The 14,802-nt window shown below is 52.2% G+C and carries 11 protein-coding genes; 2 read left to right on the forward strand and 9 right to left on the reverse strand.

What is annotated here, in order from left to right; genetic code table 11:
- Positions 1–28: 28 nt before the first annotated feature.
- From JYE49_RS05585 to JYE49_RS05620, 8 genes are all read right to left on the reverse strand, one after another.
- On the reverse strand, positions 29–223 hold the full coding sequence (locus JYE49_RS05585; protein ID WP_093958497.1) for a PspC domain-containing protein: 195 nt from the start codon (positions 221–223) through the stop codon (positions 29–31).
- Between the two features lie 256 nt (positions 224–479).
- Positions 480–1,706, reverse strand: coding sequence for a sodium ion-translocating decarboxylase subunit beta (locus tag JYE49_RS05590; protein ID WP_093958496.1), 1,227 nt, complete (start codon positions 1,704–1,706; stop codon positions 480–482).
- A 16-nt stretch (positions 1,707–1,722) separates the two neighbouring features.
- Positions 1,723–2,118, reverse strand: coding sequence for a biotin/lipoyl-containing protein (locus JYE49_RS05595; protein ID WP_093958495.1), 396 nt, complete (start codon positions 2,116–2,118; stop codon positions 1,723–1,725).
- 1 nt (position 2,119) lies between these two features.
- Entirely contained in the window at positions 2,120–2,455 is a 336-nt protein-coding gene (locus JYE49_RS05600; RefSeq protein WP_093958494.1) for an OadG family protein, read from the reverse strand.
- A gap of 14 nt (positions 2,456–2,469) precedes the next feature.
- Complete coding sequence (locus JYE49_RS05605) at positions 2,470–3,870, reverse strand: pyruvate carboxylase subunit B (RefSeq protein ID WP_093958493.1); 1,401 nt, start codon at positions 3,868–3,870, stop codon at positions 2,470–2,472.
- A 283-nt stretch (positions 3,871–4,153) separates the two neighbouring features.
- Positions 4,154–5,767 carry a phosphoenolpyruvate carboxykinase (ATP) gene (pckA, locus tag JYE49_RS05610; protein WP_093958492.1) on the reverse strand — a complete coding sequence of 538 codons (1,614 nt, stop codon included), beginning with the start codon at positions 5,765–5,767 and terminating at the stop codon, positions 4,154–4,156.
- 1,037 nt (positions 5,768–6,804) lie between these two features.
- Positions 6,805–7,431: a uridine kinase gene (gene udk, locus JYE49_RS05615; RefSeq protein WP_093958490.1), complete on the reverse strand. Its 627-nt coding sequence runs from the start codon at positions 7,429–7,431 to the stop codon at positions 6,805–6,807.
- A 185-nt stretch (positions 7,432–7,616) separates the two neighbouring features.
- Positions 7,617–9,422: a beta-L-arabinofuranosidase domain-containing protein gene (locus JYE49_RS05620; protein WP_093958489.1), complete on the reverse strand. Its 1,806-nt coding sequence runs from the start codon at positions 9,420–9,422 to the stop codon at positions 7,617–7,619.
- Between the two features lie 387 nt (positions 9,423–9,809).
- Here JYE49_RS05620 and JYE49_RS05625 point away from each other — a divergent pair, with 387 nt between their 5' ends.
- On the forward strand, positions 9,810–11,204 hold the full coding sequence (locus JYE49_RS05625) for an MATE family efflux transporter (protein ID WP_093958488.1): 1,395 nt from the start codon (positions 9,810–9,812) through the stop codon (positions 11,202–11,204).
- A 314-nt stretch (positions 11,205–11,518) separates the two neighbouring features.
- Here JYE49_RS05625 and JYE49_RS05630 read toward each other — a convergent pair whose 3' ends face one another.
- Positions 11,519–12,904: a GGDEF domain-containing response regulator gene (locus JYE49_RS05630; protein WP_179217453.1), complete on the reverse strand. Its 1,386-nt coding sequence runs from the start codon at positions 12,902–12,904 to the stop codon at positions 11,519–11,521.
- Between the two features lie 327 nt (positions 12,905–13,231).
- On the opposite strand from JYE49_RS05630, the gene JYE49_RS05635 reads away from it, so the two are divergent.
- Positions 13,232–14,698, forward strand: a complete 1,467-nt coding sequence (locus tag JYE49_RS05635; protein ID WP_093958486.1) for a nucleotide sugar dehydrogenase — start codon at positions 13,232–13,234, stop codon at positions 14,696–14,698.
- The last annotated feature ends 104 nt before the right edge of the window (positions 14,699–14,802 follow it).

The raw sequence follows: 14,802 nt of genomic DNA on the forward strand, positions 1-14,802 counted from the left end.
ATATATTTCACCCAATGAAGTAGAAGAATTATTCTTCTACTTCATTGGCCTCGGGCATAATCAGCGCAGCAGCGATGTAAGCCAGCAGGCCGGTTCCGGCAGCCATGGAGATCACGACGAACGCCAGGCGGATCAGGGTAGGATCAGCATTCAGGTATTCAGCGATACCGCCGCACACGCCGCAGATTTTTCTATTCTTGTTGCTCTTGCACAGTTTCTTCATTGTTTTCATCCTCCAATAATTTATCTCTTTCGCATTTCGTAAACTCATCGTTTACATGTATCATTATATCCACGCTTCCTTTGAAAATAAGGGACAGAACATTAGAAGTAGATTAATACTTCCCTCCTATGTTCTAATAAAATAGCACTGCTTCTTCAGAAGCAGTGCTTTCCGCCATTTTTAAGTTTTAAGTCTTAAGTTTTCAGTTTTAAGTAAACGAAAAAAGGAATGGTTTCCCATTCCTTTTATTCGTTGATTATCCAAACATGCTGATGAGGAATCCCGCCGCAATAGCGGATCCGATAACACCTGCCACGTTCGGGCCCATTGCGTGCATCAGCAGGAAGTTGGAAGGATTGGCCTTCTGACCTTCACGCTGGGAAACACGAGCCGCCATAGGCACAGCGGAAACGCCGGCAGAACCGATCAGCGGGTTGATCTTGCCTCCGCTCAGCTTGTACATCAGCTTGCCTACCACCAGGCCGCCGATGGTACTGAAGGAGAAGGCGATCAGGCCCAGCACAACGATCTTGATGGTGTCCAGCGTCAGGAAGCGGGAACCAACCATGGTGGCACCCACGCTGATGCCCAGGAACAGGGTAACGATGTTCATCAGGGCGTTCTGGGCCACATCGCTCAGACGCTCAGTGACGCCGGTTTCCTTCAGCAGGTTACCGAACATCAGGCAGCCGATCAGCGGAGCGGTGGAGGGCAGCAGCAGAACGATGAAGATCGTCACGATGATCGGGAACAGGATCTTCTCGGTCTTGCTCACTTCACGCAGCTGGGTCATCTTCACGGAGCGCTCTTTCTCAGTGGTCAGGGCGCGCATGATAGGCGGCTGAATCATCGGGATCAGGGCCATGTAGCTATAAGCAGCCACGGCGATCGGTCCCAGCAGTTCAGGAGCCAGCTTGGTGGTGGTCAGGATGGCGGTGGGGCCATCAGCGCCGCCGATGATACCGATGGAAGCGGACTGCTGCGCATCGAATCCCAGCAGGTTCGCGCCGAAGAAGGCGAAGAACACGCCGAACTGAGCGGCAGCACCCAGCAGCAGGCTCTTCGGGTTGGAGATCAGCGGACCGAAGTCGGTCATGGCGCCGATACCAATGAAGATCATGCAGGGGTAAATACCAGCCTTAACGCCGATATACAGGATATCGATCAGACCACCGTTGGCCATGATATGGCCGTAGCTGTGATAGTAAGGACTGGTGTGATCCAGGAAAGCGTCCCACAGACTCTGATGATACAGGGCGTCCGGCAGGGATCCGTCAGCGGTCATGAACACGGAGCTCACGTTCGCCAGCAGGCAGCCGACAGCGATACCGACCATCAGCAGGGGCTCATACTGCTTTTTGATACCCAGGTACAGCAGCACGCACGCGATGGCGATCATCACAAGGTTGCGCCATCCGTCCGGGTTGCTGAAGAAACCGGCAAAGCCGGATTCAGTAACCAGTTTTCCGAGGGATTCTAACATCTTTCAGTTTCCTCCCTTATCCCAGAACGATGATCGGCGTACCGGTATCGACCTTCGCTCCGACATCAACCAGCACCTGCACAACAGTCGCGTCATGGGGCGCCATGATCTCGTTCTCCATCTTCATGGCTTCCAGCACAGCCAGGACTTCACCGCTCTTCACGGCCTGGCCGGCCTTCACGTTCATCTTCACGATAGTGCCGGGCATGGGAGAGTTAACCTGCTCACCGGCGACAGCGGCAACGGCGGGAGCTGCGGGAGCAGCAGCCGGAGCGGCAGCGGGGGCAGCAACAGGAGCGGGAGCGGCGGCGGGAGCCGGCGCATACGCTTCATATTCGTCCAGGATCATGGCCTCGCCCTGATCCACTTCTACTTCATAGGTCTTGCCCTTCAGGGTTACTTTATACTTCATCTTACTTAACCTCCTTGATGGATCTGAACCGGAGCTCATTCAGGGGTTTGTCCAGCTTGTTCGCCACGATAGCCATGATCATCGCCGCGTCACGCGGATCGGTGTCATACAGCTTCACATCGCCGGCGCTGCCGGGAGCCAGCTTCTTGGGAGCGGCAGGAGCCGTAGCCGCGGGAGCGGCTTTTTCTTCGGCAGGGGCAGCCTTCTTGGCGGTAAAGATCTTGCCGACGACAACGATAACGGTCATCAGCAGGGTCAGTCCGATGAAGACCACGGCATAACCGAGGATGGCATCAAGAAGATTGCTGCCAATGCCAAGTGTCAAACGACTTGTCATTTTTTACTTCCTCCTTACGCCTCTTCGATGGTGTACTGGACTTTCTTTTCGCGGTTTTCCTTCCGGAACTTGAGGTAATCCTCAGCCTGCTTCGGGAAGCAGATCCAGCTCATGAGGTCTTCTTCGCTCTCGGCCAGGTCGCCCAGGGCCTTCTTGGCATTCTCGAAGTCCTCACCGGTGCGCTTGCTGTCCTCGATCCGGCAGTCGATGGGCTGTCCGCCCTCGCCCAGGATCTTGGCCTGCAGTTCTTCGTTCACGGGAGCCGGCGCGATGCCGTATTCACCCTTGAAGTAGTTCTTCACTTCATTGGAGATGTTCTTGTAGCGCTCGCCCACCAGCACGTTGGTCACGGCCTGGTTGCCGACCATCTGGCTCAGGGGGGTTACCAGCGGAGGATACCCCAGGTCCTTGCGGACGGCCGGGATCTCCAGCAGCGCTTCGTCGAACTTATCCATGGCGTTCATATCCTTGAGGTTAGCGATCATGTTGCTCAGCATGCCGCCGGGTACCTTGTACACCAGCGCCTGGCTGTCGGTCGCCATGCTCTTGGGATTGATGGTGCCGTTGTCAACATACTTCTGCTTCACGGGCTTGAAGAAGTCGTTGACCTTGTTGATGACCTTCTCATCCAGTCCGGTTTCGATGCCGTACTGCTGCGCGGCGTAGAACATGGTCTCAGTCGCGGCCTGGCTCGTACCGTTGGAGAAGCAGCTCGTAGCGGTGTCGATAACGTCAACGCCGCTCTCGATGGCTTTGGTCAGGGTCATATAAGCCATACCGGTGGTGCAGTGGGTGTGCAGGATAACCGGCACATCGCCGACGGCATCCTTGATGCCCTTGATCAGGTGTTCAGCTTCGTAGGGGCTCATGGTACCGGCCATGTCCTTCAGGCACAGGGTATCGAAGCCCATCTTGACCAGGTCCTTGCACATTTCAACGTACTTTTCGACGGTGTGCACGGGGCTCTGGGTGTAGCTGATGCAGCCGGAGGCTACGGTCCGGGGCGTGGCGTACTTCTTCACAGCGTCCAGGGCGGTGCCCAGGTTGCGGAAGTCGTTCAGGGCGTCGAAGATACGGATCACGTCGATACCGTTCTTGATGCTCAGCTCAACGAACTTCTCCACCACGTCATCATGGTAGTGTTTGTAGCCCAGCAGGTTCTGGCCGCGCAGCAGCATCTGCAGGCGGGTGTTGGGCATGTTCTTGCGGATGTTGCGCAGCCGCTCAAAGGGATCTTCGTTCAGATACCGCAGGCAGCTGTCGAACGTGGCGCCGCCCCAGCACTCAACAGAGTAGTATCCGGCCTTGTCCATGACGGGCAGGATTTCCTCAAAGTCGGCATAGGGCAGCCGGGTGGCCATCAGGGACTGGTTTGCGTCCCGCAGGACGGTTTCGGTGAATTGTACTTTCTTCATGAACCATACGCTCCGATCCGATTAAGATTAGTAAGACCTTTATGCAGTATTTCGGAACGGCGGTTCCCCGCCGTTCCGAAAAAACCTACAATCACGTATCAGTCATAAGCAGATGTACTGTTACCCGTTTGGCTGTAGGCCTGAAGAGTAACTGTCACATTCGGCGTCAGCCGAATATTTCACATCAGTCGAAGACTGATATTTCACATTGAACGGCTAAGCCGTTCAATATTTCACATCCGATGAAATCGGATATTTCATTGCGTCATCCGAAGGATATCGCTTACAGCTGCGGGCCGGCAGCAACCAGAGCCTTACCGGCTTCGTTGCTCTCGTACTTGGCGAAGTTCTTGATGAACCGGCCAGCCAGATCCTGGGCCTTCTTCTCCCACTCGGAAGCATCCGCATAGGTGTCGCGTGGATCCAGAATGCCGGTGTCAACACCGTTCAGTTTGGTGGGCACTTCGAAGTTGAAGTAAGGAATCTTCTTGGTGGGCGCGTTCAGGATATCGCCATTCAGGATCGCGTCGATGATGCCGCGGGTATCCTTGATGGAGATACGCTTGCCGGTGCCGTTCCATCCGGTGTTGACCAGGTAGGCCTTGGCGCCGCTCTTTTCCATCTTCTTAACCAGTTCCTCAGCATACTTGGTGGGATGCAGTTCGAGGAAGGCCTGGCCGAAACAGGCGGAGAAGGTGGGGGTGGGCTCGGTGATACCGCGTTCGGTACCGGCCAGCTTGGCGGTGAAGCCGCTCAGGAAGTAGTACTTGGTCTGTTCGGGGGTCAGGATGCTCACGGGCGGCAGCACGCCGAAGGCGTCAGCGCTCAGGAAGATAACGTTCTTGGCATCGGGGCCGGCGGACACGGGGTTCACGTTCTTAACGATCTTCTCGATGTGCTCGATCGGATAGCTCACGCGGGTGTTCTCGGTCACGCTCTTGTCAGCGAAGTCGATCTTGCCGTTGTCGTCAACAGTGACGTTCTCCAGCAGGGCGTCGCGACGGATGGCGTTGTAGATGTCGGGCTCGCTGTCCTTGTCCAGGTTGATAACCTTGGCGTAGCAGCCGCCTTCGAAGTTGAACACGCCGTTGTCGTCCCAGCCGTGTTCGTCATCGCCGATCAGCAGACGCTTGGGGTCGGTGGACAGGGTGGTTTTGCCGGTGCCGCTCAGGCCGAAGAAGATGGCAGTGTTCTTGCCTTCCATGTCGGTGTTGGCGGAGCAGTGCATGGAAGCAATGCCCTTCAGCGGCAGGTAGTAGTTCATCATGGAGAACATACCCTTCTTCATTTCGCCGCCGTACCAGGTGTTCAGGATAACCTGCTCACGGCTGGTGATGTTGAAGGCAACAGCGGTTTCACTGTTCAGGCCCATGGCCTTGTAGTCATCCACCTTGGCCTTGGAGGCGCAGTACACGACGAAGTCCGGCTCGAAGCTGGCCAGTTCTTCTTCGGTGGGCTGGATGAACATGTTCTTCACGAAGTGAGCCTGCCAGGCCACTTCCATCACGAAGCGGATAGCCATGCGGGTGTCCTTGTTGGCGCCGCAGAAGGCGTCCATCACGAACAGGCGCTTGCCGCTCAGTTCTTTCTGAGCCAGCTTCTTCAGGATTGCCCAGTTTTCCTCGCTCAGAGGATGGTTATCGTTCTTATAGCCATCGGTGGTCCACCAAACAGTATCCTTGCTGTTTTCGTCCATCACGATGTACTTGTCCTTGGGGCTCCGTCCGGTATAGATACCGGTCATGACGTTCATCGCGCCCAGCTCGGTCTTCTGGCCCTTGTCATAGCCAGTCAGTTCCGGCTTGTTTTCTTCTTCGAACAGGAAGTCGTAAGAAGGGTTATGAATGATCTCCGTTGCACCGGTGATCCCGTATTTGGTAAGATCCACAGCTGCCATAAGGCACCTCCTTAATGCATTTGCGGGTAGATGGAATATTTTTATCCCAATGTAACCCAATTTCACATATTCTACTCTTCTCCCCTATTTCCTGCCTTGTAACAAAATTTTTATAAATTTTCCAAAAAAGCAATATTTTCAACGTTTTGGCCCTTGTTTATTCCGGTAAATTTTCATATATTTTTGAACAAACAGTACATACACAAAACAACACCCGATAAATTTGTCCTCAATTTTGCCGAATATTGCTCTTTTATTTCCCCTTCTTTTTTCAGTTATTCCTTTTTGGTCGTCCTTCAGACCGAAAAGAAACGAATTACACATGACAATACTCAAGTCATCTATTCCTCAACGATATCTACATAGCCCCAACTGTCATTTCGACTAAGGACGTGAAACGTCCGCATGGGGAGCGAGCTGAATGTTAGTCCAGTGGACTGTCGGCAAAGCCGAAATGAAGCGAACGAGTCATCCGAAACGGAGAACAGAGCCCGCTCCAAGGGCGATGGGCGACCATTGAGGATGCGGAGGAAATCTCCCCGCCACAGCGATTGTGTCATTCCTACCGGAACGAAGTGTAGTCGAGGGCGAACCTCTGAGGGCAGCCAGTGGCTGAAATCTCGTCGAGGTGGGGTTCGTAGCGCCTGGAGAAAGAGCCAGTGGCTCTTTCTCAGCGGAGAACGGGCGGCAGCCCTGGGCAACCAACCGAAAGGGAGTGAACTCTCCAGTGGGGAGCGAAGGAAGCGGTGACCCAGTGGGTCATTTGCCGAAAGCAAAAGCGCCCTGAACGAGTCAATCGAAGCAAGCAGCAGGTTGAAGCGCTAGCGATACCTGCTGCGCCGACTGAGATTGCGGAACAGTCACGACCTTTGAGGTTGCGGATATCCCTTACTAAGAATTCCGCAGGAATTCCCATTTATTCAACAAAAACGCTTCTGTTTTCAGAAGCGTTTTTCTCCACCATTTTTAAGTTTTAAGTCTTAAGTTTTAAGTTTTCATTTAAAAAGGCGACACCTGTGTGTCGCCTTTTCATTCACTCACATGCTGGACTTTTTACTCAATTCATCTTGTACATACCCAGCTAAAATGTCCACTATCCTCGCGTTCTTTCCTCCGTGTGCCACAATCACGTCCGCGTCATGCACATAATTCCTGATATGCTTATCAAACATCGGCTTTACGCTGTTCAGGTACTGCTCTCCGATACCCTGGATGTCTCTTCCTCTTTCAATGATATCCCGCTCAATTCTCCGCAGCAGGCAGATATCCGCTTCAACCTGCATGTAAAGCTTCAGGAACATCATCTCTGTCAGTCGCTTATCGTAGAAGCAGTGGATACCTTCCAGGATCAGTACGTCCTTGGGCAGGATAATTTCGTCCGGCTTATCATCCCGGCGATGCTCAGAGAAGTTGTATCCCTTCCGGGTGATCCCGCCGCCGTTCAGCAGTTGCTGAATATCCTCCAGCAGCAGATCATGGTCAAAGATCCCGGGCTCGTCATAGTTCAGCTTCACCCGCTGCTCAAACGTCAGGTAGGAGTGATCCCGGTAATACGCATCCTGCTGCAGCACCTGGCACCTGTCTTCACCAAGCTTTTCCCTCAGCGCATCCGCCAGTGTACTCTTTCCGCTTCCGCTCGCTCCGCAAATACCTATGAACAACATAAAAATCCAGCCCCCTACAAAATCATCCACGTTCGCTTTAGCGAACGTCCCGTTGCGAAGCAACAGTAACTTTCACATTCGGCGGATGCCGAATATTTCACGTTGCCGAAGGCAACATTTCACAAATCAGCATAGCTGATTTATTTCATATTTCAAAGCAACAACGTTGTTTTGAAATATTTCATTTACCTTTCCGACGTAAAGTACACTGTGTACGCCTCGTTGGTCACCTCATACAGCGGTACCAGCCTGAAGTTCTCCTTCTGTTTTCTGGTCAGATATACATTCTGCGTCCACACGAATGCTCCATATGTATGACTCTGCTCCGGTAATAATATTTCTTCCGGCTTGCCTTTAATTCCTTTATCTGTATCTGTAAGTCCAGCAAGCACTACCGGGCCGTCAACGAAACACACCAGTTCTTCTGCTCCATCCAGCTTCTCAAACCGGACTTCACTCGGGAAGAATACATCCACGACCTCTTCTTCTCCCCAATTACGTGCCAGCACGATATACCCTTCTTCAATTTTCGCCTTGATCTCTTTCCCGTTCACACTGACCACCGGTTCTCCGGCAATCCATGCCGGCACCCGCAGCCGCAGAGCCCATTCACCTTTGCCTTCGCTCTTCACCGTGAACCGGATGCTCCACCGGGACACCCGTCCGCCGCTGTGCTCATCAAACAATACTTGGTTATCATAATTCTTCATATGTACAGCCTGGCGCACCTGAACCTTCCCGTACTCCAGATCCATCTCTGCTTCACTCGGGAAGTACTGGCTCACGGTCACGTCCTTGCCGTCAGTGTACCATACCAGTTCCGGATAAATTGTCTGCGCCTGCACCATCGTGCCGAAGCAGCACCAGAAGTCCCTGGTCTTGCTTCCCCATCTCTTCTTGCTGCCCGGAAGCATCGGCAGGAAGTAGGTCGGCATACCGGTATCTTTGTTCTGCTGTGCCAGGAAACCGTTATAGATTGCCCGCTCAATATAGTCGGCGTATTCCTTTTTCAGTGTCCTGCGATACAGGTATTCCGCAGCCCGCACCATGTTATACACCGTGCAGAATTCCTGATTCTCATTTCCCATATACCGTCCATGGCTGTGGGGCGGAATCCAGAATTCACCGGCGTTGCTTCCGGTCGTGGCAAACATACCACGTTCTGTTACTGCTGTCTTCCAGAAGGCTTCCAGCCGCTTGATCCACTTTTCATCTCCGGTGATCTCGGCCATCCGTGCCGCGCCGTGTGCCAGCGGAATGGAGGCGTTGGCGTGATCATCACTCAATGTGTCTCCACCTTTGTCCAGACGCTCAAACAGTGCATTGCCTTCATAGGCCTTGATCAGGTAGAGATACTTTTCTTTCTGCGTCAGCGCATACAGATCCGCCCATACTTCCAGCATGCCGGCCTGTTCTCCGCGGAAAACAACTTCCGGATCCTCTTCCTCATTTTCCTTCACCCAGCGCACATACCAGTCCGCAAGCTTGTCCAGGATCTGGATCGCAGTCTCGCTGCCCAGCCGCTCATATACGTCTTTCAGGCCCATGATGGTCTTGTGCATCGTATACTGCGGAGACCAGATATAATTACCGGGTTTCATAAAGGCAAAGTACTTCTCCGGAATGCTGCCGACCCATTCGCCGCCGTTCAGCTTCTGGCACTTCGCCAGTTCATCCACGATGAAGTCAATCCGGGTTTTCAGTTCCGGCTTGTTTCCCCCATCGCACAGCGTCGCGGCCGCACTCAGCCAGTGCCCGAGGAAGTGTCCCCGCAGCTGGCAGCTCGGTGCTTCCCATCCCCAGTGCATCTTGGCATTGGCCGGATCAGGGATAATCTGTCCTCCCGGCGGAATGATTCCCGCTTCAATATAGAAATTCTGGAGCAGGCATCCCGGATCCAGCTCCATCAGGTAGTCCTCATTCAGCTTCATCCTGCGCTGAAATAATCCAGGCAGCATCTTTACATTTCCGCCCTTAACAGCCTGTATCATAATGCTTTTTCTCTCCTAAATTTTTCTGCTTGTAATATACCACAACCAACCAAAATGTGAAACGTATCTTTTACCATTTCCAACAGGACATTTTCAGCAACCTGCTTCTTTTACGAATAGCACACAAAAAGGCAATAAAGTAATTATCACATTCGACGTCAGTCGAATATTTCACATCGTGCGCAGCACGATATTTCACAAAGCTGCCTTGGCAGCTTTATTTCATATTTGTCGAAGACAAATATTTCATTTTCAATATCATTTTTATTCTTCAATCTTCATTTCTTGTTGTTTTCCTTCCTCTTCTTGATTTTCTTCCTCTTATATGTATAATACATCCGTTGTGTGTATGAAAGTGTGTGTAACTAAGGAAGGAAATCAACAGAAATGCAGCAAGATCGCTCCAAATTGCTTGGCACCATGCCGATGACCAAGCTCGTCCCCAAAGTATCAATTCCGATCATGTTCTCCATGCTGATCCAGGCGCTGTACAACATCGTCGACAGCATCTTCGTTTCCCGTTTTGACCCTAATGGCCTGACTGCTGTTTCCCTGGCCATGCCCTTCCAGATGCTGATGATTGCCCTGTCCACCGGTATGGGTACAGGTATCAACAGCCTGCTTTCCCGTCGTCTGGGTGAGCGTAATCCGGAGGGTGCCCGTCGCGGTGCCTGGAACGGTCTGCTCATCGAGGTGCTGGGCAGTGTGCTCTTCATCCTCTTCGGCCTCTTCCTGGCCGGCCAGACCATGGGTCTTGTCGTTTCCGAAAACCTGGCTAATAAGGAAAGCATCTTCTCCATGGGTACCTCTTACCTGACCATCGTAACCGCGGCCAGCACCGGCCTGTTCGTGGCTATCTTCTTTGAGCGTATGCTCCAGGCCACCGGTAACTCTGTGCTCTCCATGGTCACTCAGCTCTGCGGCGCCGTGACCAATATCATCCTGGACCCCATCATGATCTTCGGTCTCCTCGGCTGCCCCCGCATGGGCGTTTCCGGTGCGGCAGTCGCCACGGTTATCGGTCAGTTCGTTTCCGCCATCATCGGCTTTACTCTGAATCAGAAGAAGAATCCGGAACTGCGCCTCATGCGCAAGGATGCCATCATCAACCGTCACGATCTGTCCGGCATTGTTTCCGTCGGTCTGCCCAGCACGGTTATGGCTTCCATCGGTTCCGTCATGAATATCGGCATGAACGCCATTCTCTCCGGCTTTGCCCAGAGCAACGCCGCCCTGAACGTCATGTCCGTCTACTTCAAGCTCCAGTCCTTCATCTTCATGCCGGTCTTCGGCCTGTCCAATGGTATCATCGCCATCATCGCTTACAACTACGGCGCTAAGATCAAGGAACGGGTTTACAGCTGCATCAAGGTTGCCCTGGTCTGGGCCTGCGTCATCATGCTCGTCGGCACCTTTGTCTTCATGGTTTTCCCCGGCCAGCTCATGTCCATCTTTGAGTCTGAAGCCGAGGCGGAGATCACTGCCCAGATGACCGATATCGGCATGGTTGCCATGCGGATTATCTCCTCCAGCTTCCTGCTGGCGGCTGTGGGCATCATCCTCTCCACTGTTTTCCAGGCAGTTGGCCGCGGCACCTACAGCATGATCATCTCGATCTGCCGTCAGCTGCTTATCCTCCTGCCCGTCGCCTGGCTCATTGCCCGCCTCACCGGCGACGTCAAGGCCGTCTGGTGGTGTTTCCCCACAGCCGAACTTTTTGCTCTTGTGTTGTGCATCTTCTTCTATAACAGATGCAACAAGCAAATGCTTTCCAAACTGTAATAACAAAACTGCTTCCGAAAGGCTGCCATTTCGAACGAAGCTGAAAGCGAAGTTGAGAAATCCCTTACTAAGAATTCCGATGGAGTTCTCATTAACTCATAAAAAGAGCTTCTGTTTTCAGAAGCCCTTTTTTTCACCATTTTTAAGTTTTCAGAATTCATTAAGAGGTAGAGTATCTTTCACATTCGTCGTAAGACGAATATTTCACATCGTGCGAAGCACGATATTTCACAAAGCTGCCTTGGCAGCTTTAATTCATATTTGCCGAAGGCAAATATTTCATTTTCAATTATACTTCCTACTTCCTACCTCATTTACTCCCTGCGGTATGTTTTCCTCCCCACATCAATTTCTCCATATTCAACATTTATCGTTGCGCGATCACTGTTGTCCGCTTCTTTCCACCTTTTCAGCAGTCTTCCGATAACCCTCTCAATATCCTGCTCCTTGATACCCGGCAGCAGCAGGAACACCTGGTTGTCCGTGCATTCCATCATCACGTCGCTGCCCCGCAGTGCACCGCGAATCCTCTGCCGGAATTCCTCCCTCAGTTTCCTTCTTTCCGTATCGCTTGCATCAGACGCGATCTGCAGTGTCAGCAGTACCCGGAACGCGCTGTTCCTGTAGCGGTTCATATATCGCACCATGTACTGGTAAATACTGCCGAAGATATCTTTCCCTGTCCACAGGGCGCCCGGAATCGCTGCTCTTTCCTGTAGCATTCTGGTCACACCTTCCAGATCCAGCACTTGCTTTGCTTTACCCTGGTTCTCCTGCAGCGCATTATACAGTTCCGCCTGGCGTTTTCCATTCTGTTTGGCGTCATACAGCGCCTGGTCTGCCAGCTTGAACAGATCACTGTATTCCCTGCCGTATGTCGGCACCTTCACCGCGCCCACGGAAATACCAAGCTGAAAGCTGATCTTGTCTCCCATGATCGCCTTCGCGCCGATTTCATATCCTTCATTGATGCGCTGCGTGTACCGCTTCAGGTCTTCGGCATTCTTCATGTTCTTCAGGAATACTGCAAATTCGTCTCCTCCGATGCGTCCGCATTCGTCATCCCGCCGGAGGCTTACCTTCAGCACCCGGGCAAACATCATCAGCACCTGGTCACCGATATCGTGACCATAGATGTCATTCACATTCTTGAAGTTATCCAAATCCAAAATGCAAAGCAGGCCATCCTCTTCATCGCACAGCCGTTCCATCCGTGATTCTGTAGCGCTCTTGTTCAGCAGGTCTGTCATCTGGTCTATTTCAGCCGTCCGGGCAAACCGCTTCATCCGTCTGCTGATATCCAGTGCTTTACAGACCCGGCTGATGACCACGTCGCCTTCCAGGGGCTTCCGGATGATATCCATTGCGCCCTCTTCCAGCCCGCGGACTTCCTGTTCTTCTTCGCCGGTCATCAGCACAACGGGAATTTCGTTCTCCGGATCCATCTGTTCCCGCAGCTGCCGCAGCGTTTCAAAACCGTCCGTCTCCGGCATATTCACATCTAGCAGGATCAGGTCCGGCATTCCGCCTTTGCGGATATAGTCCAGTGCAGCCGCACCGGATCTCATCGCTGATGTCCGGATTCCGGCCCTGCGCAGCATTTCGCATGCCAATCTCTGGTCATTTCTGTCGTCATCAACAACGATGACCCAGTCCGCCGCCATCTCGTTTCTCCTTTTCCCTTCGTCGTCTTTCCCCAATAACGTCTTATATCACCAATACTCTTCTATATTCTGTCTCTTCTACCCTTCCATTTATTGGTATGAGTAACTAAATATTTTTAAGTTTTAAGTTTTTCCCGTTTCTGCCGTAACACTATATCATTTTTAAGTTTTAAGTTTTAAGTTTTCAGTATTAATTTACTTGTATCTTATCACAGGTACAACTCTGATGTGAAGTACCACTTACAACTTCCTGCCCCTACACCCACAATGTTGCTGTAAGCAACATTGTGAAAATAATAATTGACTTTCGTCAATTGTTATTTTATTCTCCTGTTGTTGATTAACACATTTGGGGGTGCACGGATGAAATCCTTCTCACTCGAAAAGCTTGCTGAAACCGTTCTGGCCCAACGCAAAGCCCTGCATATTACCCAGCAGGATCTCGCAGCACAGACCGGTATCAATCGTTCCCTGCTTTCCCGTCTTGAGAAGCAGGACTATATTCCTGCTCCGGATCAGATGGTCCGTCTGGCCAATGCTCTGTCCTTCGATCCTTCCGTCGCCTTCATTGACGTTATGGATCCCGTTACTGCGCCTGCAACCAGGCTGAACGTAACGGTCTATGGTGCCGGTTATGTTGGTCTGTCGATGGCGGTCCTCCTTTCCCGTTTCCATCATGTTACCCTCGTGGACGTTATCCCGGAGAAGGTGGAAATGGTTAACAAACGGATCAGCCCGATCCAGGATGAATACATTGAGAAATTCATGAAGGAAGAAAACCTGGATCTGACCGCCACCCTGGATGGTGCTGCCGCATGTAAAGGCGCTGACTTTGTGGTCATCGCTGCTCCTACCAACTATGACCCCAAGAAGAACTTCTTCGACACTTCTGCTGTGGAATCCGTCATTGAAACTGTGCTGAAGAACGCTCCCGATGCCATGATGGTGATCAAGAGTACCATCCCCGTCGGCTACGTAGCTTCCGTCCGGAAGAAGTTCGGAGTTTCCAATATTCTCTTCTCTCCGGAATTCCTTCGGGAATCCAAGGCCCTTTACGATAACCTCTATCCCAGCCGTATTATCGTCGGCTGCGATGACGCCACCCGGGAAAAGGCTCAGCTCTTTGCGAACACGCTCCTCAGCGCTTCCTTTAAGCCTGAAACCGAGGTTCTCCTGATGGGTCTTACCGAAGCGGAAGCCGTTAAGCTCTTTGCCAACACTTACCTGGCACTCCGTGTTTCCTACTTCAATGAGCTGGATACCTACGCCGAGACCAAGGGCCTGAACACCCGGGATATCATCCGCGGCGTCTGCCTGGATCCGCGTATCGGTACCCACTACAATAACCCGTCTTTCGGCTACGGCGGCTATTGCCTGCCTAAGGATACCAAGCAGCTCCTGGCCAACTTCAACGACGTTCCCCAGAACATGATGTCCGCCATCGTGGAGAGCAATCGCACCCGCAAGGACTATATTGCGGACCGCGTCCTGGAGATTGCAGGCGCTTATGAGGCCAATGATTCCTGGTCCGCCGCCAAGGAGCATAAAGTGGTTGTCGGTGTCTTCCGTCTCACCATGAAGGCTAATTCCGACAACTTCCGCCAGTCCTCCATCCAGGGTATTATGAAACGCATTAAAGCGAAAGGTGCTACCGTAATTATATACGAGCCCACCCTCGAGGATGGCACCACCTTCTTCGGCAGTAAGGTCGTCAATGACCTCAGACACTTCAAGCGTAAGTCTCAGGCAATAATTGCCAACCGCTATGATCATTGCCTGGACGATGTCAAGGATAAGGTGTATACCAGAGACTTGTTTGGCCGCGATTGATACTACCTTTCGTCTTATAGGCTGTCATTCCGAGCGTAATGAAATGGAGTCGAGGAATCCCTTACTAAGAATTCCGAAGGAATTCCCATTTACTCATGAAAAGA

This window comes from Aristaeella hokkaidonensis, from assembly GCF_018128945.1.
GTDB lineage: Bacteria > Bacillota > Clostridia > Christensenellales > Aristaeellaceae > Aristaeella > Aristaeella hokkaidonensis.